Annotated in this window: 23 protein-coding genes and 1 pseudogene; 11 read left to right on the forward strand and 13 right to left on the reverse strand. The window is 58.1% G+C overall.

Annotation, left to right across the window (positions count from 1 at the left end):
• Positions 1–122 (forward strand): annotated as a pseudogene (locus ACIOWA_RS04670) (peroxiredoxin); the annotation flags it as partial.
• Positions 123–196: 74 nt separating this feature from the next.
• Here the strand turns inward: ACIOWA_RS04670 and rnt are convergent.
• Both rnt and pyrC read right to left on the reverse strand, forming a co-directional pair.
• Positions 197–874 carry a ribonuclease T gene (gene rnt / locus ACIOWA_RS04675; protein ID WP_095190452.1) on the reverse strand — a complete coding sequence of 226 codons (678 nt, stop codon included), beginning with the start codon at positions 872–874 and terminating at the stop codon, positions 197–199.
• Positions 871–1,917, reverse strand: coding sequence for a dihydroorotase (gene pyrC / locus ACIOWA_RS04680; RefSeq protein WP_221732093.1), 1,047 nt, complete (start codon positions 1,915–1,917; stop codon positions 871–873). Before pyrC ends, rnt begins: the two co-directional genes overlap by 4 nt.
• A gap of 159 nt (positions 1,918–2,076) precedes the next feature.
• Between pyrC and ACIOWA_RS04685 the strand changes: the two genes are divergently transcribed.
• Together ACIOWA_RS04685 and ACIOWA_RS04690 are read left to right on the forward strand one after the other, a co-directional pair.
• Positions 2,077–2,985, forward strand: coding sequence for an OmpA family protein (locus ACIOWA_RS04685; protein ID WP_401158478.1), 909 nt, complete (start codon positions 2,077–2,079; stop codon positions 2,983–2,985).
• Between the two features lie 129 nt (positions 2,986–3,114).
• Positions 3,115–4,332: an argininosuccinate synthase gene (locus tag ACIOWA_RS04690; protein ID WP_186622245.1), complete on the forward strand. Its 1,218-nt coding sequence runs from the start codon at positions 3,115–3,117 to the stop codon at positions 4,330–4,332.
• A 133-nt stretch (positions 4,333–4,465) separates the two neighbouring features.
• Here ACIOWA_RS04690 and ACIOWA_RS04695 read toward each other — a convergent pair whose 3' ends face one another.
• Positions 4,466–5,179 (reverse strand): hypothetical protein, encoded by a 714-nt coding sequence (locus tag ACIOWA_RS04695; RefSeq protein ID WP_339433494.1) that lies wholly within the window; start codon positions 5,177–5,179, stop codon positions 4,466–4,468.
• A gap of 515 nt (positions 5,180–5,694) precedes the next feature.
• On the opposite strand from ACIOWA_RS04695, the gene ACIOWA_RS04700 reads away from it, so the two are divergent.
• Entirely contained in the window at positions 5,695–6,321 is a 627-nt protein-coding gene (locus ACIOWA_RS04700; RefSeq protein WP_042560733.1) for a response regulator transcription factor, read from the forward strand.
• A gap of 90 nt (positions 6,322–6,411) precedes the next feature.
• On the opposite strand, the gene ACIOWA_RS04705 is transcribed toward ACIOWA_RS04700, so the two are convergent.
• From ACIOWA_RS04705 to metG, 8 genes are all read right to left on the reverse strand, one after another.
• Positions 6,412–6,591 (reverse strand): PA3496 family putative envelope integrity protein, encoded by a 180-nt coding sequence (locus ACIOWA_RS04705; RefSeq protein ID WP_339433493.1) that lies wholly within the window; start codon positions 6,589–6,591, stop codon positions 6,412–6,414.
• 106 nt (positions 6,592–6,697) lie between these two features.
• Entirely contained in the window at positions 6,698–7,336 is a 639-nt protein-coding gene (gene nth / locus ACIOWA_RS04710) for an endonuclease III (protein ID WP_339433492.1), read from the reverse strand.
• A complete protein-coding gene (locus ACIOWA_RS04715) occupies positions 7,333–7,902 on the reverse strand; it encodes an Rnf-Nqr domain containing protein (RefSeq protein WP_339495561.1) in 570 nt (189 codons plus the stop codon). Before ACIOWA_RS04715 ends, nth begins: the two co-directional genes overlap by 4 nt.
• Entirely contained in the window at positions 7,899–8,504 is a 606-nt protein-coding gene (locus ACIOWA_RS04720) for an RnfABCDGE type electron transport complex subunit G (RefSeq protein ID WP_339466344.1), read from the reverse strand. Before ACIOWA_RS04720 ends, ACIOWA_RS04715 begins: the two co-directional genes overlap by 4 nt.
• Positions 8,501–9,484, reverse strand: coding sequence for an RnfABCDGE type electron transport complex subunit D (locus tag ACIOWA_RS04725; protein ID WP_401158482.1), 984 nt, complete (start codon positions 9,482–9,484; stop codon positions 8,501–8,503). The genes ACIOWA_RS04720 and ACIOWA_RS04725 overlap by 4 nt, the downstream gene beginning before the upstream one ends.
• The gene (gene rsxB / locus ACIOWA_RS04730) at positions 9,471–10,679 is read right to left on the reverse strand and encodes an electron transport complex subunit RsxB (RefSeq protein ID WP_401158484.1); all 1,209 of its coding nucleotides are present in this window, start codon (positions 10,677–10,679) and stop codon (positions 9,471–9,473) included. The genes ACIOWA_RS04725 and rsxB overlap by 14 nt, the downstream gene beginning before the upstream one ends.
• Positions 10,676–11,245 (reverse strand): Rnf-Nqr domain containing protein, encoded by a 570-nt coding sequence (locus ACIOWA_RS04735; protein WP_339433487.1) that lies wholly within the window; start codon positions 11,243–11,245, stop codon positions 10,676–10,678. Before ACIOWA_RS04735 ends, rsxB begins: the two co-directional genes overlap by 4 nt.
• A gap of 131 nt (positions 11,246–11,376) precedes the next feature.
• Positions 11,377–13,428 carry a methionine--tRNA ligase gene (gene metG, locus ACIOWA_RS04740; RefSeq protein ID WP_401158487.1) on the reverse strand — a complete coding sequence of 684 codons (2,052 nt, stop codon included), beginning with the start codon at positions 13,426–13,428 and terminating at the stop codon, positions 11,377–11,379.
• 155 nt (positions 13,429–13,583) lie between these two features.
• Here metG and apbC point away from each other — a divergent pair, with 155 nt between their 5' ends.
• Positions 13,584–14,678 carry an iron-sulfur cluster carrier protein ApbC gene (gene apbC, locus ACIOWA_RS04745; protein ID WP_339433485.1) on the forward strand — a complete coding sequence of 365 codons (1,095 nt, stop codon included), beginning with the start codon at positions 13,584–13,586 and terminating at the stop codon, positions 14,676–14,678.
• Between the two features lie 65 nt (positions 14,679–14,743).
• Here the strand turns inward: apbC and ACIOWA_RS04750 are convergent, their stop codons facing one another.
• Positions 14,744–15,502, reverse strand: coding sequence for an SDR family oxidoreductase (locus ACIOWA_RS04750; protein ID WP_339433484.1), 759 nt, complete (start codon positions 15,500–15,502; stop codon positions 14,744–14,746).
• Between the two features lie 162 nt (positions 15,503–15,664).
• Between ACIOWA_RS04750 and ACIOWA_RS04755 the strand changes: the two genes are divergently transcribed.
• The 4 genes from ACIOWA_RS04755 (at position 15,665) to groL (ending at position 19,188) form a co-directional block, all read left to right on the forward strand.
• Positions 15,665–16,396, forward strand: coding sequence for a HugZ family protein (locus tag ACIOWA_RS04755; protein WP_339433483.1), 732 nt, complete (start codon positions 15,665–15,667; stop codon positions 16,394–16,396).
• 65 nt (positions 16,397–16,461) lie between these two features.
• A complete protein-coding gene (locus ACIOWA_RS04760) occupies positions 16,462–16,938 on the forward strand; it encodes an FxsA family protein (RefSeq protein WP_401158491.1) in 477 nt (158 codons plus the stop codon).
• Between the two features lie 259 nt (positions 16,939–17,197).
• Complete coding sequence (locus ACIOWA_RS04765) at positions 17,198–17,491, forward strand: co-chaperone GroES (RefSeq protein ID WP_007916610.1); 294 nt, start codon at positions 17,198–17,200, stop codon at positions 17,489–17,491.
• A 50-nt stretch (positions 17,492–17,541) separates the two neighbouring features.
• Positions 17,542–19,188, forward strand: a complete 1,647-nt coding sequence (gene groL, locus ACIOWA_RS04770; protein ID WP_339433481.1) for a chaperonin GroEL — start codon at positions 17,542–17,544, stop codon at positions 19,186–19,188.
• 108 nt (positions 19,189–19,296) lie between these two features.
• Here the strand turns inward: groL and ACIOWA_RS04775 are convergent, their stop codons facing one another.
• Positions 19,297–20,040 (reverse strand): phosphatase PAP2 family protein, encoded by a 744-nt coding sequence (locus ACIOWA_RS04775; protein WP_339466350.1) that lies wholly within the window; start codon positions 20,038–20,040, stop codon positions 19,297–19,299.
• 218 nt (positions 20,041–20,258) lie between these two features.
• Between ACIOWA_RS04775 and colR the strand changes: the two genes are divergently transcribed.
• Positions 20,259–20,942 (forward strand): two-component system response regulator ColR, encoded by a 684-nt coding sequence (colR, locus tag ACIOWA_RS04780; RefSeq protein ID WP_401158493.1) that lies wholly within the window; start codon positions 20,259–20,261, stop codon positions 20,940–20,942.
• Entirely contained in the window at positions 20,932–22,206 is a 1,275-nt protein-coding gene (locus ACIOWA_RS04785; protein ID WP_401158495.1) for a sensor histidine kinase, read from the forward strand. Before colR ends, ACIOWA_RS04785 begins: the two co-directional genes overlap by 11 nt.
• Positions 22,207–22,311: the final 105 nt, after the last annotated feature.

A 22,311-nucleotide genomic window follows, 5' to 3' on the forward strand; every position in this document is an offset into this window, starting at 1 on the left:
TGCAATTCCACGAAGAGCACGGCGAAGTCTGCCCTGCCAACTGGAAGAAAGGCGACAAAGGCATGAACGCTTCGCCAGAAGGTGTTGCGGCTTACCTGACCGAGAACGCTGCTGCCCTGTAAGGCGCAACGTCAAGGTACAAAAAAACCGGCTCACGTAGCCGGTTTTTTCATGCGCGGGATTTATTCGAAAACCATCAGTCGTCGAAGTCTTCCCAGCCGCCCATCTGTTTCCAGCGATTGACGATGCCGCAGAACAGCTCAGCGGTTTTCTCGGTGTCGTAACGCGCGGAGTGCGCCTCACGGCCGTCGAAATCGATATCGGCTGCCTGACAGGCTTTCGCCAGTACGGTTTGACCGTAGGCCAGACCGGCCAGCGTGGCGGTGTCGAAACTGGAGAATGGGTGGAACGGATTGCGCTTCATATCCAGTCGCGCAACAGCGGCATTGAGGAAGCCGAGGTCGAAGCTGCTGTTATGGCCGACCAGAATCGCCCGTTTGCAGCCGTTGGCTTTCAACGCCTTGCGGATGCCACGGAAGATATCGGTCAGCGCCGTTTCTTCGCTAACGGCCATGCGCAACGGGTGATCAAGCTTGATCCCGGTGAACTCCAGTGCCGCAGCTTCGATGTTGGCGCCTTCAAAAGGCTCAACGCGGAAGAAGTAGGTGTGATCCGGGTAAACGAAACCCTTTTCATCCATGGCGATGGTGGTCGCGGCAATCTCCAGCAATGCATCGGTGGCCGAGTTGAAGCCACCGGTTTCTACGTCGACGACAACCGGCAGGTAACCGCGAAAACGCGCTGCCATTGGATGACGGGAACCGCCGCCGCCACCTTGACCTTCCAGTTCGTCGTCGAAATGGTCTTCACTCACGCGTGTTCCTCCAGCAGACGCCAGCGCAGCTTTTCACCGGCGCGCAGCGGGATAACGGTCAACTCGCCAAACGGCAGGCTGGTCGGGGCGGTCCATTCTTCGCGAACCAAAGTGATGCGGTCGGTATTGGCCGGCAGGCCGTAGAAGCGTGGCCCGTTGAGGCTGGCGAACGCTTCTAGCTTGTCCAGCGCATTACGCTGTTCGAAGGCTTCGGCGTACAACTCGATGGCGGCGTACGCGGTGTAGCAGCCGGCGCAGCCGCAGGCGGCTTCCTTGGCGTGCTGGGCGTGCGGTGCCGAGTCGGTGCCGAGGAAGAACTTCGCACTGCCGCTGGTGGCGGCGTCGAGCAGGGCTTCCTGATGGGTATTGCGCTTGAGGATCGGCAGGCAATAGAAGTGCGGGCGAATCCCGCCAACCAGCATGTGGTTGCGGTTGTAGAGCAGGTGATGCGCCGTGATGGTCGCGCCAACGTTGGCCGAAGCCTCGTTGACGAACTGCACCGCATCGCCAGTCGTGATGTGTTCGAACACCACTTTGAGCGTCGGGAAACGCTCGACGACACGGCGCATGTGCTCATCGATGAAAATCTTTTCGCGGTCGAACACGTCGACATCGCCGCGCGTGACTTCACCGTGGATCAGCAGCGGCATGCCGACTTCGGCCATGGCCTCCAGCGCCGGGAAGATCTTGTCGATGCTGGTCACTCCGGAATCGGAGTTGGTGGTCGCGCCGGCTGGGTACAGTTTGGCGGCGTGCACGAAACCGCTGGCCTTGGCCTCACGAATTTCTTCGGGTTGGGTGCGGTCGGTGAGGTACAGCACCATCAACGGCTCGAAACCACTGCCGGCCGGGCGAGCAGCGAGAATCCGCTGGCGATAGCCGTCGGCTTCAGCGGCGTTGCGCACCGGAGGTACCAGGTTGGGCATGATGATGGCGCGACCGAAGGTGCGCGCAACATCGGCAACGGTATTGGTCAACACAGCACCATCGCGAAGATGAATGTGCCAGTCGTCGGGACGCAGCAGGGTCAGGCGGTCGGACATGAGGGGATTCCAGGCGGGTCAAACTGAGGGGAATGCTACCCGAAAAGACTCTTGCAGGCACTCGCTATCAAGTTTTGCAGGAACCTTCCGATATCCCATAGGTATGCCGTAAACATGTGTGTATCGGTCTTTTTGTTGCAGAAGCCAATGGAGCCTCCCGTGCGCCAGCGTTATTTAGCCTTGCTCAGTGTGTTTGCCAGCCTTCCCGCGATGGCGCTGACCTACCAGACTCGACTGGAGAACATTGAGTGGACGGTCGCCGGCGATAAGTTCGAGTGCCGTCTGACGCAACCGATCACTGATTTCGGTTCGGGAGAGTTCGTGCGCAGGGCCGGTGAACAGGCAATATTTCGTTTGAACGCCTATAACGCCATGCTGGGCGGCGGTTCGGCGACGTTGCTCGCGGCAGCCGCGCCATGGCAGCCGGGGCGCGGCGACATCAATCTGGGCTCTGTCAGGCTGGGCAGCGGCAACATTCTGTTCAGCAGTTCGCAGTCTCAGGCAGGTGGACTGATGAGCGGCCTGATGGACGGGCGCAGCCCTGTTGTACGCCGTGCCTCGGGCGATGGCCGGGTTTCGGAAGTGCGCCTGTTGCCGGTCAAGTTCAGCAAGGCGTTCAACGAATACCAGAGTTGTGTGGCGAAATTGCTGCCACAGAATTTCGATCAGATCAAACAGTCGCAGGTCGGCTTCCCTGGGGGGGGCATTGATCTTGATGCTGCCGCCAAGGCCAAACTGCAGGTCATGCTCGATTACATGAAGGCCGATCCGACGGTCAATCACATCGAGCTTGACGGCCACTCCGACAACAGCGGTAATCGCCTGACCAACCGCGAGTTGTCGCGCCGCCGTGCATTGGCTGTGGTCGATTTCTTCAAGGCCAACGGCATTCAGGAATCGCAGATCACTGTGCGTTTCCACGGTGAACGTTATCCACTGGTGCCGAACACCAATGCGGCCAATCGGGCGAAGAACCGCCGGGTGAATGTGCATTTGACGCGCGTGACCCCGACCACGGCTCCAGCGCCTCAGGCCAGCACTCCCGCCAATACCGCGGCGACTTCCTGACCTGCCGGTCATCGTCGCGCTCTCGACAGATTCTGTCGCTTTGTCGTCTTAAGCTGTCGCGCCTCTGTAAATTATCGCGTTGGAGCGGTAGACTCCTCGGCTTTCCGTAGAACCCCGTGGAGTGATGGCATGGCGGACGTAAACAAGGTCGTTCTGGCGTATTCCGGCGGCCTGGACACTTCGGTGATCCTCAAGTGGCTGCAGGATACTTATAACTGTGAAGTGGTGACCTTCACCGCAGATCTCGGTCAAGGCGAAGAGGTCGAGCCGGCCCGCGCCAAGGCTCAGGCCATGGGCGTCAAAGAAATCTACATTGATGATCTGCGCGAAGAGTTCGTGCGTGATTTCGTGTTCCCGATGTTCCGCGCCAACACCGTTTACGAGGGCGAGTACCTGCTGGGTACTTCCATCGCACGTCCATTGATCGCCAAGCGTTTGATCGAAATCGCCAACGAAACCGGCGCTGACGCCATTTCTCACGGTGCGACCGGCAAGGGCAACGACCAGGTGCGTTTCGAACTGGGGGCCTACGCACTCAAGCCAGGTGTGAAAGTGATTGCTCCGTGGCGCGAGTGGGATCTGCTGTCCCGCGAGAAGCTGATGGACTACGCCGAGAAGCACGCGATCCCGATCGAGCGCCACGGCAAGAAAAAATCCCCGTACTCGATGGATGCCAACCTGCTGCACATCTCCTATGAAGGCGGCGTGCTGGAAGATACCTGGACCGAGCACGAAGAAGACATGTGGCGTTGGACCGTCTCCCCGGAGAACGCTCCTGACACCCCGCAGTATCTGGAACTGACCTACCGCAACGGCGACATCGTTGCGCTGGACGGCGTCGAAATGACCCCGGCCACTGTTCTGGCGACACTGAACAAGATCGGTGGCGAGCACGGCATTGGCCGTCTGGACATCGTCGAAAACCGTTACGTGGGCATGAAGTCCCGTGGTTGCTACGAAACCCCGGGCGGCACCATCATGCTGCGCGCTCACCGCGCCATCGAGTCGATCACTCTGGACCGCGAAGTCGCTCACCTCAAAGACGAGCTGATGCCGAAATACGCCAGCCTGATCTACACCGGCTACTGGTGGAGCCCTGAGCGTCTGATGCTGCAACAGATGATCGACGCTTCCCAGGTCAACGTGAACGGTGTGGTTCGCCTGAAGCTGTACAAGGGCAACGTGATCGTGACCGGCCGCAAGTCCGACGATTCGCTGTTCGACGCCAACATCGCAACGTTCGAAGAAGATGGCGGCGCTTACAATCAGGCCGATGCGGCGGGCTTCATCAAGCTCAACGCGCTGCGCATGCGCATTGCTGCCAACAAGGGCCGCAAACTGTTCTGAGATTTTTCAGACTGATGCGCAATGAAAAGGCGGCCTTGTCTTTGAGACAAGGCCGCCTTTTTTATCAATTCTTTGTTTGGTGCTAATCGAGCAATGTCCCTGGTCTGTCTGCTTCTGCGGTAGTCCTCACCCGTCAAACCCGCCCCAGCAGCGTTACCGCTTGCGAGCACAGGTTGTAAACAATACAAAGCGTTGTGCCCGAGCCTTTCTTCGCGTGCCTGATCTGCGATAGCGCACTCTTGGTCAAGGAAACATCCGACACATGATTGGAAAGAAATACGATGGCCCGCGCAGTTTTCTTGTCGGTACGGCGGATCCTTTCCAGCATCGTGTTCAGTTCTCTCGATGCATCAATATTCCTTGCATCGATGATGTGCAGGTGGCTGATGGAGACAGGCAAGTGAATATTGTGTTGAACCGTCAGGTTCGGCGCTGAGCCGATGTCTGGTGGCGGGTCGGGCGCATTGTGGATTTTGCACGACTCCTTGCCTTGGGCTGCGCCGGGTTCGCTGGGCACGATGAAACTTGATATTCCGAAAGTCCCGTGAGCTGGATCCTGCTGTGATGTGTTTCGCTTGTTATCGCGACAATTATTGTTGATGACTTTTAAGAAGCTCTTGTCCTTGCCGAAATCAGAGGGTGAATAGAGTGAGCGGTAGTTGAAGTTTAAAGTGATAAAGAAAAGAAATAACAAGTAGAACGGAAAGCTTATCAGGAACCAGACGTAGATTTCGCGATCTTCGCTATCAAGGAACGGCAGAGAAACGGCGGCGGAGGCCTCGGATATAGCGGCGAATATAGCGATAATCGTCATCGGGTTGGATATTTTGTTTTTTATCTTTAACATTTAAGTGCTCTTTTTTTGAGTGGTTTTGTTGTGGGTGACTGTGTTTTGTTGTTTATTGGTTAAGTGTGCTGTTGATGTTTGTATTTATAGCAAAAGTGTTTGCTTAAGTATAAATATCTTGTTTCAAGTGTTTATGATTCGGTCGGTTGTATATTAAGGTTGTAGGAGATTGCCGTCATTGCATGATATTTCTGATTGGGAGTGAATTCGTGTTGTGGCGCTGCTATTCGACACAGGTCCCGCAGTTTGAATGTCATGATGCCCGGCTGTGAGACCGCGTTGCACAGGAGTCGGTCGCAAGCTGTTACAGGTAAAAAACAGAAATGTTTCAGGGGCGTGAGCGAGGTGCTTTGTCGGATATTTAGAGAAGAGTGGGATTTTTGTAGGATTAATCCTTAATGCCCGTAGGGTATGTCTCTCGATGCAAGTGCGTGAGAGCGCTGGCATGCCATCAGGCAAGTGACTGGGCTATTGTGCGTGTTCTAAAAATTCGAACAGCGAAACTGGACTTGCCCATGAATAAAGTGCTGATCGTGGATGACCACCCCGTCATTCGTCTTGCGGTACGTATGCTGATGGAACGTCATGGCTACGAAGTCATTGCAGAAACTGACAACGGTGTAGATGCATTACAACTTGCTCGTGAACAAATGCCCGATATTGTTATTCTGGATATTGGAATACCGAAACTTGATGGACTGGAAGTTATTGCGCGCCTGACTTCGGTCGCGATGCCCATAAAAGTTCTGGTGCTGACTTCCCAGGCGCCCGGGCATTTTTCAATGCGTTGCATGCAATCGGGGGCGGCGGGTTATGTATGTAAACAGCAGGATCTGACCGAGTTGCTCAGCGCGATCAAGGCCGTTTTGTCCGGCTACAGTTATTTTCCCAATCAGGCGTTGCATACAGTACGTACCAGTCTGGGCAATGCCAGCGAAGCCGACATGGTAGATCGCCTTTCCGGGCGGGAAATGATGGTTTTGCAACAGTTGGCGCGAGGCAAGACCAACAAGGAAATCGCCGATGGCATGTTTTTGAGCAACAAGACAGTGAGCACCTACAAGACTCGCTTGCTGCTGAAACTCAATGCGCGCTCGCTGGTTGATCTGATCGAGTTGGCGCAACGCAATGGGCTTGTCTGAATACCTCAGTAAGCTGACGGGGTCATGGGCCGATCGAATTCAGCTAGTTATAGAAAGTGAAAAGCCTCCGGTTCGGGAGGCTTTCAAGTATCAGAGATCAAAATCGTAATCGGCCAATTGCTTTTGCAGTCGGCGCTCCTCCAGCAGGTTGTCGATCGTGCGGCGCTTGCTCAGATTGGTTTTGGCGACTTCCACGACCGGTTCCTCTGCATCAGCGTCTGCGGTGTCAACGTCATCTTCTATGTCCAGTTGTTCTTTGTCGCTACTCATAAGGTTAACTCCGGCTAAGACTGCCTTTGGCGCTCCTTATATCGGTAATGCAGCGACGGGTAAAAAAGATTTTTTCAATCGACCAATAAACAAAGCTAATAGCCGCTCAATCGTCCGATGTTTTGGCTTTGTACTCGCACAAGTCCTCGATCCGACAGCTACCACAGCGTGGCTTGCGCGCCAGACACACATAGCGGCCAAGAAGAATCAGCCAATGGTGGGAGTCGAGCAGGAATTCCTTGGGCACAAATTTCATCAGCTTCTTTTCAACCTCGACGACATTCTTGCCCGGTGCAATGCCTGTGCGATTGCTGACGCGGAAAATGTGCGTGTCGACCGCCATGGTCAACTGGCGAAACGCGGTATTGAGTACGACGTTGGCGGTCTTGCGGCCAACGCCGGGCAAGGCTTCCAGCGCTTCGCGCGTCTGTGGTACTTCACTGTCGTGGCGTTCGACCAGCAGACGGCAGGTTTCGATGACGTTTTTCGCCTTGCTGTTGTAGAGGCCGATCGTCTTGATGTATTCAGACAATCCTTCGACGCCCAAGGCATGGATCGCTGCTGGCGTATTGGCCACCGGGAACAGTTTTGCCGTGGCCTTGTTGACGCCAACGTCGGTGGACTGCGCCGAGAGAATTACGGCAATCAGCAGTTCGAAGGGCGAGGAGTAGGCTAGTTCAGTCTTCGGCTCGGGATTGTCTTCATGCAGTCTGCGAAAAATCTCATGACGTTTTGCGGCGTTCATGGGCGATGCGATTCCTTGGATATAGAGTTCGAGCGAGTCCACGCCTGACGGACCGCGAGCAGTAGCCCCAGCACGATGAAGGCGCCGGGAACCGTGGTTGGCAGATGCAGGCCATCGCTGAGCAAAACAAGACCTTGCCAGTGTTCGGATAGCCCGCGACCGAGACTGCCGTGACCGATGAGTTCACGCAGTGCGGCGAGCGCCAGCATGAGCCCGCCAAACAGGCCCGCTAGCTTGAAGCGCTTGGCCGGCGGTTGCTGGAAGAAGCCATTGTGCTCCAGCACCACGCACTGCAAGGCGATCAGGCCCGTATAGAAACCGAACGCCTGATGCCATGGCAGCAACCAGCGCTGCGCAAGAATATCGGCGCAACTGGTCAGCGAAGCGGCGAGCAGCAAACTGGCCAGCAACGCACTTGCCCCGGTCAGTCGCGAGCGCATCAGCGGCATGCACACACCATAAATCCCCACGACAGTGACAAACATCAGTAGCGTGCCCAGCGCGGCGGCCAGCGTTTGCGTGGCGCCAAGCAGCAGCACCAGCATCAGCGTGTTCGACAGCTTCATGATCCACTCCCCAGCAACGCCGGCCGATGCTCATCGAAGTAGCGCAACGCATCATGGATCGCGTTGATCGCTGCACGGGAGGTGATGGTCGCCCCGGCCATCTGATCAAATTGTCCCTGATCGCTTTTCAACGCCCAGCCTGCGTTCGTCGGCTCATGGCTCGATTGGCCGGTGAACGCTTGCAGCCAGGCATTTGGCCAGTCACCAATAACCCCTCCCAGCGCCGGGGTTTCGGTTTGCTTCAGGGTTTTCACACCGAGCAATTTTCCGTCGGCATCAATGGCGATCAGCAGTTCGATGACACCGGCATATCCCTCGGTCAGGCTACGCAGCAGCACCGCAACCGGTTGCCCGCCTTTGGTCGCGCGATAGCCGCCCGCCAGCGTGCTGTGGCTTAAGGCAATGTCGGTCAAGGCCAGAGGTTGGTCCAGCGGTTGATTGTCGTAAGACTCGGCCGGGATCACATCCAGTAATTTGCGGTTATCGATCAGGCGTTGTTCGGCGGCGATCTGCGGCGCATTGCTACGCTGCACGAGATACGTCGCACCGATACCGATGAAGGCCAACAAAAACAGCGTGATGAGGCTGGTCGTGCGGTTCATGGGCTCACCCGTGTCTGGCGGGCGGCAGCAAAGCGTTCCAGTGCCGGTACGCACAGATTCATCAGCAATACGGCAAACGCCACACCGTCGGGATAACCGCCCCATGTGCGAATCAGATAAGTCAGCAGCCCGACGCCGACGCCAAACAGCAGGCGGGCGAACAGGTTTTTAGCCCCGGACACCGGCTCGGTAATGATGAAAAACGCACCGAGCATGGTCGCGCCGCTCAGCAGATGAAACAACGGCGATCCGTGGGAGTTCGAGCCCGAGCCGTTCCAGCACAACAGGCTGACGGCAAACAGGCTGGCGAGCATGCCGAGCGGCGCCTGCCAGCCAATCACTCGGCGTTGCAGCAGGAACAGTCCGCCGGCGAGAAACGCCAGGTTGACCCATTCCACACCACGCCCGCCGACACCACCGAACGCGGGATTGGTGGCAAACAGTTCATCGATGGTCAGGCTTTTGTTGATGCGCAAGCTGTCCAGTGCCGTGGCCTGAACCCATGCATCCGGCGGCTGTCCTGGATTGAACACCTGTTGTACGGCTGCGATCAGGTCCATGCCGTGGGCCGGCCAATGAGTCATTGGCTGTGGGAACAAAACGATGGCCAAGACAAATCCGAGCATCGCCGGATTGAACGGGTTTTTTCCGACGCCACCGTACAAGTGCTTGCCGAGCAGCAGGCCAGAAGCAATCGCCGTGACCGTCAGCCACCACGGGCAGTAAGGGGGCAGGGCGGCCGCTAGCAGTGTCGCGCTGACCACCGCGCTGCCATCGATCAGGGTTGACTGAATTGGTTGATGACGTAAGCGTGTGACCGCCGCTTCGACGACCAATGCAGTGGTTATCGCCAGGATCAGATTGATCAGCACGCCCCAACCGTAGAACCAGAACAACGCCAGCAACCCAGGCAGCGTCGCGAGCAGCACCTGTTTCATCGCCTGTTGCAGGCGATCGTCCGGCATCTCAAGGGGCGACATGGTCTTGCACCTGGCGCTCGGCGTCTTGCAGGCGAGCGCGGGCCTTGTCGAGTGTTTCGATTGGGGTGTCGGCGTGGCGTTCCAGTTTATTGAGGTCGGCGCGAGCGTAGGCCAATGCGGTTTTCAACTGCCGAAGCTGGCTGTCGATCGGGCGTTTTTCCACGCGAACAAGGTCAGGAGCTGGCTGATCACTGGAGGCTTCAGCGGCATGCAGGGCTTGCTCGGCGTCACGCAGCGCCTGTTCCAGCGTCGCGATTTGATCCGTTGAAGCCTCCGCAGTTTGTGCTTTTTTCAGTTCGGCGCGGCGCATGGCCAGCTGGATTTTCGCTCGTTTAAGGTCAGCGTCTTTTGCCGGGGCAGGCGCTGGCGGGGCGGTTGGAGTGCTGTTTTCGAGTGATACCAGCGCCTGTTCGGCCGCTTCGAATTGTTGCTGCAACACGATCAGTTGCGCCTGTTGCTCGAACGTCGGCGGATGACCGAAGGCTTTCAGCGACTTGTGCAATTGCGCGCGACTCATCGCGACATCGATCTTGGCTTTCTTCAATGCGGCATCGGTGGTGGCCATTTTCTGTGCCCGCACACGTTCCAGCGCAGCCTGCACCGGGTCGAGCGTGGAGACTTGGGGCTGCGCTGAACGTTTGGCGCGCGCTTCACGCTCGGCCTGTTTGTGCTGTTCTTCGCGTTCGAGGCGGGCATTGCGTCGCTCGAAACGCTGGCGCGCGTGATCGCGTTTGGCCGCGCGCTCGCGCTGTTCCTCGAGACTGAATGCCAGACCTCCCACCACTGGCAACGTAGTCGGCGGCAACGGATGCATCTCAATGCAATCTACCGGGCACGGCGCCACACACAGGTCGCAACCGGTGCACTCGTCGATCAAGACCGTATGCATCAGTTTCGCTGCGCCGACGATGGCGTCGATCGGACAGGCTTGAATGCACTTGGTACAGCCGATGCATTCGGCTTCGCGAATGTAGGCCACTTGTGGCGGCGCCGAACCTCGACTGATGTCCAGTTCCAGCACCGGTATTTTCAATAACCCGGCCAGCGCCGCGATGGTTTCGTCCCCCCCCGGCGGGCACTTGTTGATCGGCTCGCCATTGGCGATGCCTTCTGCGTAGGGCTTGCATCCGGGGTGGCCACATTTGCCACATTGGGTCTGTGGCAGCAGGGCATCGATGCGTTGAATCAGACTCATGTTTTGATCAGTCCACTGAATCCGAGAAAAATCACTGCCATCAGTCCGGCGCTGATCAGGTCGATCGGCAAGCCGCGAAAGGGCAGGGGAATATCGTTGCCAGCGGTGCGCTCACGCAAATCGCTGAACAGGCTCAATACCAGCCAGAAACCCAGTCCAGCGCCGAGGCTCAGCGCGGCGGCATGCAACAGCCCCTGATCATTCTGCGCATTGATCAGCGCCAGTCCAAGTACGCCGGCATTGCCCAGCAAGAGCGGCCATAGACCGTCGAATGGCCAGTCGGGCAGCCCGCACGCCAGCCATTTCAGCAGCGGTGCGATCAGCAACACGCTCAACGGCAGAAACACGAACAAGCGCAGGGCTTCAAGTTGCAGTGGTACCAGCAGCCAGTGCCAGATGACGTACCCCGCCACGCCGACGATCAGCATCAAGCACAGGGTCGCCAGTCCCAACGCATGCACCTGACGTCGACTGCCCGCCAACAGCGGATCGACGCCCAGCGGCCAGTGCAACACGAAGTTGTTAAGCAACGCAGCACTGATAAGCGTAAGCAGGAGTTCGGTCATGGTTCTGCCAGCAAAACGGGCGGATGTCTCATAAGGTTAGGCATTATCCGGCAGCCACGATGGGTGGGCCAGATATGAAAAATCCCACAGGCATGCGGGGCACGCCTGTGGGATCAATTTACCGCACCGTCTTACTTGATGCGCTGACCCGGCTTGGCGCCGCTGTCCGGGCTCAGCAGGTAGATTTCTTCACCGCCAGGGCCGGCGGCCATCACCATGCCTTCGGAGATGCCGAACTTCATTTTCCGTGGCTTGAGGTTGGCGATCATCATGGTCAGGCGACCGTCGAGCTGGGACGGATCCGGGTAGGCGCTCTTGATCCCGGAGAACACGTTGCGTTGCTCGTCACCGATGTCGAGGGTCAGGCGCAGCAGTTTGTCTGCACCTTCCACGTGCTCAGCCTTGACGATCAGCGCCACCCGCAGGTCGACGGCGGCAAAGGTGTCGAAGTCGATTTCCGGCGACAGCGGATCCTTGGCCAGTTCGCCGTTGCCGGCCGGGGCGGTTGCACCGGTGTCGGTCTGGCTGGCGGTCAGGTCTTCTTTCGAGGCATCGCTCATGGCTTGTACTTTTACCGGGTCGATGCGGGTCATCAACGGTTTGAATTCGTTCAACTGGTGGTTGGCCAGCAGGGTGGTGTGGTCGTTCCAGGTCAGCGGGGCGACGTTGAGGAACGCCTCGGCATCGGCGGCCAGCAGCGGCAGTACCGGTTTGAGGAAGATCACCAGTTGGCGGAACAGGTTAATGCCGGTGGCGCAGATCGCCTGCACTTCAGCCTGTTTGCCTTCCTGCTTGTTCAACGACCACGGTGCCTTGTCGGCGATCCACGCGTTGGCGCGGTCGGCCAGGGCCATGGTTTCACGCATGGCGCGGGCGAAGTCGCGGGCTTCATAGGCGTCGGCAATGCCTGGCGCGGCGGCCAGGAACGCTTCGGTCAGCTCTGGCGCGGCATTGTTGTCGACCAGCAGGCCGGCGTTGCCCTTGTGGATAAAACCGGCGCAACGGCTGGCGATGTTGACCACTTTGCCGACCAGGTCGGAGTTGACCTTCTGCACGAAGTCTTCGAGGTTCAGGTCGAGGTCATCGACGCCACGGCCCAGCTTGGCCGCGTAGTAATAGCGCAGGTATTCCGGCGACAGGTGATCCAGATAAGTACGCGCCTTGATGAAGGTGCCACGGGACTTGGACATCTTCTGGCCGTTGACGGTCAGGTAGCCGTGGACGTTGATCCCGGTCGGTTTACGCAAACCGGCACCTTCGAGCATCGCTGGCCAGAACAGCGCGTGGAAGTTGACGATGTCCTTGCCGATGAAATGGTACAGCTCGGCGGTCGAATCCTTGCCCCAGAACGCGTCGAAATCAAGCGCAGGCGTGCGCTCGCAAAGGTTCTTGAAGCTGGCCATGTAGCCGATTGGCGCATCCAGCCACACGTAGAAATACTTGCCCGGCTCGCCCGGGATCTCGAAACCGAAGTAAGGCGCATCGCGGGAGATGTCCCACTGCTGCAGGCCAGCGTCCAGCCACTCGGCAATCTTGTTGGCGACCGCGTCTTGCAGGGTGCCGCTGCGGGTCCAGGCCTGCAGCATTTCCTGGAAGTCCGGCAGCTTGAAGAAGAAGTGCTGGGAATCCTTGAGTACCGGGATGGCGCCGGAGATGGCCGACTTCGGATCCTTCAGATCGGTCGGGGCGTAGGTCGCGCCGCATTTTTCGCAGTTGTCGCCGTACTGGTCTTCGGTGCCGCATTTCGGGCAGGTGCCCTTGATGAAGCGGTCGGCCAGGAACATTTTCTTTTCCGGGTCGAAGTACTGGGTGATCGAGCGTTGGGCAATGTGCCCGGCGTCACGCAGCTTGATATAGATCTGGCTCGACAGCTCACGGTTTTCTTCGGCGTGAGTGGAGTGGAAGTTGTCGAAGTCGACCAGGAACTCGGCAAAGTCGGCGCTGTGTTCAGCCTGCACGTTGGCGATCAGTTGTTCCGGGGTGATGCCTTCCTTTTCTGCGCGCAGCATGATCGCCGAACCGTGGGCGTCGTCGGCGCAGACATAGATGCACTGGTTGCCGCGATGCTTCTGGAAGCGCACCCACATATCGGTCTGGATATATTCCAGCATGTGGCCAAGGTGGATCGAACCATTGGCGTAGGGCAGGGCGCTGGTGACGAGGATCTTGCGTGGCTCGGACATGTGGGGCTTCGCTACTTGATGAAACGGAGGTCGGCCACTATAAAGCGCCGGGAAAGATATTTCACCCCTGCAAATAGTTGCAGGGCATGCCGTCAGGAGGGCAGAAGGGGTAGGATACCCGCCATCTTTTCCCAGTCTTGTTATCGGAGTTGCCCATGAGCGCCGTCACTCGCGCAGCGGTGGAAGCCGTCCTCAGCCAATACACCGACCCTTACCTGAACCAGGACCCGGTCAGCGCCGGTTGCGTGAAGAACATCGAAATCATCGGTGATCGCGTCAATGTTCAGTTGGAAATCGGCTATGCCGCCGGTCTGTTCAAGAGTGGCTGGGCACAATTGCTGCAACTGGCCATCGAAAATATCGACGGTGTGGTCATCGCCAGGGTCGAGGTCAACAGCGTGATCGCCGCGCACAAGGCCCAGGCACAGATTCCGGGCCTGGCCAACGTCAAGAACGTGGTCGCCGTGGCGTCGGGCAAGGGCGGCGTGGGCAAGTCGACCACCGCGGCCAACCTCGCGCTGGCGCTGGCCCGTGAAGGCGCCAAGGTCGGGATTCTCGACGCCGACATCTATGGCCCCAGCCAAGGCATCATGTTCGGCATCCCGGAGCGCACCCGCCCAGAGGTCAAGGATCAGAAGTGGTTCGTGCCGCTCAAGGCTCACGGTGTGGAAGTCATGTCGATGGCGTTCCTGACTGACGACAACACGCCGATGGTCTGGCGCGGGCCGATGGTTTCCGGCGCGCTGCTGCAACTGGTCACGCAAACCGCGTGGGGCGATCTGGATTATCTGGTGATCGACATGCCGCCAGGCACCGGCGACATTCAGTTGACCCTGGCGCAGAAAGTCCCGGTGGCCGGTGCGGTGATTGTCACCACGCCACAGGATCTGGCATTGCTCGACGCGCGCAAAGGCGTGGAAATGTTCCGCAAGGTCAACATTCCGGTGCTGGGCGTGGTGGAAAACATGGCCGTGCACATCTGCTCGAACTGTGGCCATGCCGAGCATCTGTTCGGTGAGGGCGGTGGTGAGAAGCTGGCGACTCAATACGGCGTCGAGCTATTGGCTTCGCTGCCGTTGTCGATGCTGATCCGCGAGCAGGCCGATGGCGGCAAGCCGACAGTGATTGCCGAGCCGGACAGCCAGATTGCCATGGTCTATCAGGAACTGGCCCGCCACGTCGGCGCGCGGATTGTCTTGCAGGAAGCGGTAACACCGGCAATGCCGAACATTACCATCAGCGACGATTGATGGCCTGAAACACAATCAACTGTGGGAGCGAGCAAGCCCGCTCCCACACTGGTTTTGTGTCGGGGTTAGATACGCAAGCCGCCATCCATCTCCAGAATCCGGCCGGTGTAGTAGTCGTTTTCGAAGATGTATGCCGCCGAATGGGCGATTTCTTCTGGTTTGCCCATGCGTTTGAGCGCAATCCCTGACGTCATCTTCTCCAGCGCTTCGGGCTTCATGCCCAGGGTCATCTCGGTTTCGATGAAGCCCGGCGCAATGCCCGCCACGCGAATGCCGTAGCGCGCCAGTTCTTTGGCCCAGGTCACGGTCGCCGCGACAACGCCGGCCTTGGCGGCAGAATAGTTGGTCTGGCCAACGTTACCCGCCCGCGAGATCGACGAAATGTTGATGATCGCGCCGCTGTTTTTCAGCTCGACCATTTTCGCCGCCACTTCACGGGTGCACAGGAACACGCCGGTCAGGTTGACGTCGATCACCGCCTGCCATTGGGCCAGGCTCATCTTGGTCATTTCGCCGTCCTTGACCTTGAGCAGCAGGCCATCGCGCAGGATTCCAGCGTTGTTGATCAGGCCGTGGATCGCACCAAAATCGGCGGCCACCTGGGCGACCATGTGCTCAACCTGTTCCTCATTGGCAACGTTGCACAGATAGCTGCGCGCTTGGACACCCTTGGCTTTGCAAGCTGCGACGGCGTCGTCGAGTTTTTCCTGGTTCAGATCGACCAAGGCAAGCTTGGCACCTTTGCCTGCGAAATACTCGGCCATGGAACGGCCCAAACCCTGGCAACCGCCCGTGATAATGATTACTTTGTCGTTGAGTTGCATTCGCATGCCCCGATAGCAGGTCAGAGTGGTTTTCCCTTGGAGAGCCTCTCGATCTGCGCCCGACCTGGCCTGGCTGCACATGAGAATTGCCCCGAGAGTGAGCGGGACTTATCCCGGTCATCTGTCCGTTTTTTCGACGGATTCTTTTTAAGGAGTCATAAATTGAGCGTTGAAGTGGCCAAGAATGCCCGAGAATTGCTTCTCAAGGAATACCGGGGAGTGCTGTCGACCCACTCCAAATCGATGCCCGGCTTTCCCTTTGGCTCCGTGGTGCCTTATTGCCTTGATGAGCAGGGCCGGCCGCTGATCCTGATCAGCCGCATCGCCCAGCACACCCACAACCTGCAAAAAGACCCTAAATGCTCGATGCTGGTGGGCGAGCGTGAGGCCGATGATGTGCAGGCCGTTGGTCGCCTGACCTATCTGGGCGAAGCGCAAAAACTCGAAGACGCTGTGGCCATTGAAGCGGCCGCCGAGCGCTACTACCGCTACTTCCCCGATTCGCAGAACTACCACAAGGCTCACGATTTCGATTTCTGGGTGCTCAAACCGGTGCGCCATCGTTACATCGGCGGTTTTGGCGCGATTCACTGGATTGACCAACTGACCTTGGCCAACCCGTTCGCCGGCAAGGCTGAAATCAGCATGGTCGAGCACATGAACAGCGATCATGCCAAAGCCATTGCGCACTATGTCGACCTCTGTGGTCTGCCGAAAAGTGTGCCGGCGCAATTGGCCGGGATCGACACTGAAGGCATGCATCTGCGAATCGGTCAGGCCCTTTACTGGCTGCCGTTTCAAGCGCCATGTCATACGCCGATACAAGTGCGCGAAGCCTTGGTTTCTCTGGCTCACGCCCAGGTGTGGCCAAAAAATGCAGTGGCCGATGCTTGAATTCACGAAAGGGCGACGTCATCTAGGGCTTACTGCAAGGCATTTCTTGCGTTGAGGAATTTTTGATGCGCCCTTTTTTGTTGCTCTTTCTGCTGTTTCCGGTGCTGGAGCTATTCGTATTCGTCAAAGTGGCAGGCACCATCGGGTTTTTCCCGGCCCTGCTGCTGATCATTCTCGGCTCGATGTTCGGCGTGTTCGTGCTGCGCGTCGCCGGTCTGGCAACGGCGCTGCGTGCCCGTGAAAGCCTGAACCGCGGCGAACTGCCTGCGCAAACCATGCTTGAAGGCTTGATGCTGGCCCTGGCCGGCGGCCTGCTGATCCTGCCGGGTTTCATCAGCGACGTGGTCGGTCTGGTGATGCTGTTGCCGTTCACTCGTCACCTGCTGGCCAACAAGATGCGCCAGCGTGCTGAAGAACAAGCCATGCGCCAGCGTGCGTTCGCCGATGACCTGCAACCTCGTGGCGGTCCTGCACCGCGACAGCCTGTGGGCCGCGAGGGCGATGTGATCGAAGGTGAGTTCGAACATCGCGACTCCAAGTAGCGCTTGCATCGACACGGCACCTTCGGGTGCCGTGCTCGTTAATGGGCTGCTTTTGTAAAGAACATCAGTAAAATTTTTTAGCGGCGCCCTTGTAATAAGCTTGTGCGCCCTTATGTATCGGTCACCGAAAGGTTTCCGATATTTGAGTCGGACAGACTTGCGCGGCTCGCTCGACGAACCGCAACCGGCGCAGGCCGGATTTGTTAAACCCGCCGGGACTACACCGGCCGATGAAAACCACAATTAGGAGAGATCGACAATGAAGCTTCGTCCTCTGCATGACCGCGTCGTTATCCGTCGCAGCGAAGAAGAAAAGAAAACCGCTGGCGGTATCGTCCTGCCAGGTTCGGCTGCTGAAAAAGCCAACCACGGTGTGATTCTCGCTGTAGGCCCGGGCAAAGCTCTGGAAAACGGCGAAGTGCGCGCACTTTCCGTGAAGGAAGGCGACAAGGTTGTGTTCGGTCCTTACTCCGGCAGCAACACTGTGAAAGTCGACGGCGAAGACCTGCTGGTAATGAGCGAGAACGAAATCCTCGCTGTTATCGAAGGCTGATACCTCCGTTCATTTTCCCGCTACTACAAAGTATTTAAGGAATATCGATCATGGCTGCTAAAGAAGTTAAATTCGGCGATTCCGCCCGTAAGAAAATGCTCACCGGTGTTAACGTTCTGGCTGACGCAGTAAAAGCGACCCTGGGCCCGAAAGGCCGTAACGTGATCATCGAGAAGAGCTTCGGCGCTCCGACCATCACCAAGGACGGCGTTTCCGTCGCCAAAGAAATCGAACTCGAAGATCGCTTCGAAAACATGGGCGCGCAGCTGGTCAAAGACGTTGCCTCCCGTGCCAACGATGACGCTGGTGACGGTACTACCACCGCCACTGTTCTGGCTCAGTCGATCGTCAACGAAGGCCTCAAAGCCGTCGCTGCCGGCATGAACCCGATGGACCTCAAGCGCGGCATCGACAAGGCGACCATCGCCATTGTCAAAGAGCTGAAAAACCTGTCCAAGCCATGCGCTGACACCAAGGCTATCGCTCAGGTCGGCACCATCTCCGCCAACTCCGACAGCTCCATCGGCGACATCATTGCCCAAGCCATGGAAAAAGTCGGTAAAGAAGGTGTGATCACCGTTGAAGAAGGCACTGGCCTGGAAAACGAACTGTCGGTTGTAGAAGGCATGCAGTTCGACCGTGGCTACCTGTCCCCGTACTTCGTCAACAAGCCGGAAACCATGGTTGCCGAGCTGGACAGCCCGCTGATCCTGCTGGTCGACAAAAAAATCTCGAACATCCGCGAAATGCTGCCAGTACTGGAAGCCGTTGCCAAAGCCGGCCGTCCACTGCTGATCGTATCGGAAGATGTTGAAGGCGAAGCCCTGGCGACGCTGGTAGTGAACAACATGCGTGGCATCGTGAAGGTGGCGGCCGTCAAGGCTCCAGGTTTCGGCGACCGTCGCAAGGCCATGCTGCAGGACATCGCTGTTCTGACCGGCGGTACCGTGATCTCCGAAGAGATCGGCCTGAGCCTGGAAGCCGCTACCCTGGAAAACCTGGGCAGCGCCAAGCGCGTGACCATCTCCAAGGAAAACACCATCATCGTTGACGGTGCTGGCGTAGAAGCAGACATCCAGGCGCGTATCGCTCAGATCCGTGCCCAGGTTGCCGAAACTTCCTCGGACTACGACCGTGAAAAACTGCAAGAGCGTCTGGCCAAGCTGTCCGGCGGCGTTGCAGTGATCAAGGTTGGCGCTGGTTCCGAAGTCGAAATGAAAGAGAAGAAAGCCCGCGTTGAAGACGCCCTGCACGCAACCCGCGCAGCCGTTGAAGAAGGCGTGGTACCTGGCGGTGGCGTAGCGCTGATCCGTGCTCTGGAAGCCATCCTGGACCTGAAAGGCGACAACGCTGATCAGGACGTCGGTATCGCTGTTCTGCGTCGTGCTGTTGAAGCACCGATGCGCCAGATCGCTGCCAACAGCGGTGACGAGCCAAGCGTTGTGGTCAACGAAGTCAAGAACGGCAAAGGTAACTTCGGTTACAACGCTGCGACTGGCGAATACGGTGACATGATCGAAATGGGCATCCTGGACCCAACCAAGGTTACCCGTTCCGCTCTGCAAGCTGCATCGTCGATCGGTGGTCTGATCCTGACTACCGAAGCTGCAATTGCCGACGCACCGAAGAAAGAAGGTGCTGCTGGCGGCGGTATGCCAGACATGGGTGGCATGGGTGGCATGGGCGGCATGATGTAAGCCAGCCTTACCCCCGTAACGAAAAACCCCGCCTGCGATGAGCAGGCGGGGTTTTTTATTGCCCGCCATTCACGTCCGCACCCACAACCTGTGGGAGTGAACTGTGTTTCAGGCGCCGACGGGTTGTGCTTTCGCTGCCGCTTCAGCCTTGAGCGCCGGGCGGTACAACACCCAGTAATACGACCCCAGACAAATCAGCCAGCAGAAAATCGCTGTCCACACGTTGTGGGAAAAGAAGTGCGCTCCCTGCATCATCCGGCTGATCGAGAATACTGAACCCAATGCAAAGGCAAAGATGAACGCTTGTCTGGCCAGGCGCGGACGGCGATCACGCAGCACGAAGAACAGCGCAAACAAGGTGAACCCCGTCGCCGCATGCCCTCCCGGCCAGCAACGGCCCGGTTTGTTGGTCGGCGGACGATGATCAAGTAACTTGCTGTAGGTTTCATGGCCGCCGAATTGCTCCAGGCTCCAAGGGCATTGCACGGCAGTGACGGCTTTGACCGGCGTCACGAACGAAGTGGCCAGCCCGAGGGACAGCACCAGGCAGCCCAATTCCCGCTTGAACGGCTTGAGTCGTGCGATGAAGAACGACCCGATGAAGCCGAGAATGGCAAACACCGAGAACGCGATCACCACCTGCTTGGCTCGATCATGAAGGATGTCTTCGAGGAAAAAACTGTGTCGGCCGATGAAATCGCCAGCGACCGGATCGTAGAACAGCCTGGCCAGGTCCATGTCCAGATCGGTCAGTTCGAGCAGCAGCAGAATAATTGCCGCGAAGGTGGGTATACCCAGGCACAACCAGAAATTCAGAGGCCGTGAAGCGGGGCGGGCAGAGGTCGACACCATGGTAATTCCCTGGTCGGTTAGTGTGTTCGATGAGCGCTACCGCGCGGAGTCTGCACCCGCTGGCGTCGGCGATTTGTTAACCGAAAGTGAAAAATACGTTGGCAGGCACAGCCAGCATCCTTGTGGGTAAACAATCCGACGCATGCCTAGCCCTGAGCCGCACTTGGCCGTAAGCTGCGCGGGCCATGACGGCCGTTACTGTGTAAGAAGAGGTGCCCATGCGAATTCTATTGGTCGAAGACAACCGCGATATCCTGGCCAATCTGGCCGATTACCTGGGACTCAAGGGTTATACCGTCGATTGTGCCCAGGACGGTCTGTCGGGCCTGCATCTGGCGGCTACAGAGCACTATGACCTGATTGTGCTCGACATCATGCTGCCCGGCATCGACGGCTACACCCTGTGCAAACGCCTGCGCGAAGATGCCCGTCGGGACACGCCGGTGATCATGCTGACCGCCCGGGATCAACTGGACGATCGTCTTCAGGGCTTCAAGTCGGGGGCTGACGATTACCTGGTCAAGCCATTTGCCTTGTCCGAGCTCGCTGCACGGATCGAGGCGGTGATGCGCCGTACCCAGGGCGGAGGACGCCGTGCACTGCAAGTCGGTGACCTGAGTTATGACCTCGACACTCTGGAAGTGACCCGTGAAGGCAAACTGCTGAAACTCAACCCGGTCGGCCTCAAGCTGTTGGCGGTGTTGATGCAGAAGAGCCCGCATGTGCTTCGCCGTGAAGTTCTCGAGGAGGCGCTGTGGGGCGATGACTGCCCAGACAGCGACAGCCTGCGCAGTCACGTTCACCAATTGCGTCAGGTGATCGACAAGCCGTTTGCCAAGCCACTGCTGCATACCGTGCACGGCGTGGGTTACCGTTTGGCCGAGGGGCGTGATGGAGTTTAAGCAAAGCCTTTCACAGCGGATCATCATTGCCTTTGCGTTGATGAGCGCACTGGTGGCCGGCGCTTTCGCCATGGGCATTGTCGCCACGGTGCATCTGGTGGAGGAAAAACTGATTTCGGCAGGGCTGGGCGGCGATCTGCAGCGCCTGTTGCTGATGGACAGTGTTTCCGACTGGAGCCATCGCCCGGAACCGGATCAATTGTTCTACTTCAGTGGCGGCCCCGGCGATTTCGAACTGCCCAAGGACTTGCGTCACCTCGATTCCGGCTTCCACGAAGTGTTCCGCGAGCAGCTTTCGTATCATGCAATGGTCGAGGTCGTCGATGGGCGGCGGTATGTGCTGCTGCAGGATCAAAGCGATTTCGAAGAGCGCGAGCGCGTGCTGTTTGCCGTGGTGCTGGTGGGTTTCGTGCTCAGCCTGGCCTTGGCGGTTTTCCTTGGTTGGGTGCTCGCGCGCAAAGTGATGGCTCCGGTGGTTCGGCTGGCGCGCCAGGTGCGTCATCGCGACCAATTGCTCGGACTTGCACCACCGCTGGCGCCGGACTACGCGGCTGATGAAGTCGGCGAACTGGCGGTGGCGTTCGATGCCACGCTGGGGCGTTTGCGACAGGCATTGACCCGCGAGCGGCTGTTCACCAGCGATGTCAGCCACGAATTGCGTACGCCGCTGATGGTGCTGGCGAGTTCCTGCGAACTGCTGCTGGAAAACCCGGCAATCGACACGCGCGGTCGTGCACAGGTCGAGCGTATTGCACGGGCCAGTGAGGAAATGCGCGAGCTGGTACAGACCTTCCTGATGCTCGCCCGCGCCCAGCGCGAAGACGCGGGGATGGCGCCACAACAGAACCTCAGTCAGGTCGCTGACAGTCTGCTTTGCGTATGGCGCGAATCGATCGAAAGCAAAGGTTTGACCTTGCAGTTCGAGCCCGGTAATCCACCCGCCACCTGCTACAACGCAACGCTGTTGACGGCGGTGATGGGTAACCTGTTGCGTAACGCTTGCCATTACACCGAGCAGGGTTTCATTCGCCTGACGCTCAATGCCAACGGGTTTGTCGTCGAGGATTCCGGTGTGGGTATTCCCGAGGAAAAACGCGAGGCGATGTTCGAGCCGTTTGTGCGCGGCGGTGAAAAGCGCGGTGAAGGCCTGGGGCTTGGATTGTCGCTGGTGCAACGCATTTGCGAGAACCAGGGCTGGAGTGTCAGCTTGAGTACGATGCAACCCAATGGCTGTCGTTTCGAAGTTGATCTAGGCAAAATCTGACGCAAATAGTGGCTCGATGATACTCCCGCCAACCTGTCTGAATCCTGTATAAAGCTGCAATACTTTGTCGGTTGGCCTTACGAAATTTTCACAGCTGGATGACCT

The sequence above is a fragment of the Pseudomonas sp. NPDC087614 genome (assembly GCF_044743485.1).
GTDB classification, from domain to species: domain Bacteria; phylum Pseudomonadota; class Gammaproteobacteria; order Pseudomonadales; family Pseudomonadaceae; genus Aquipseudomonas; species Aquipseudomonas baetica_A.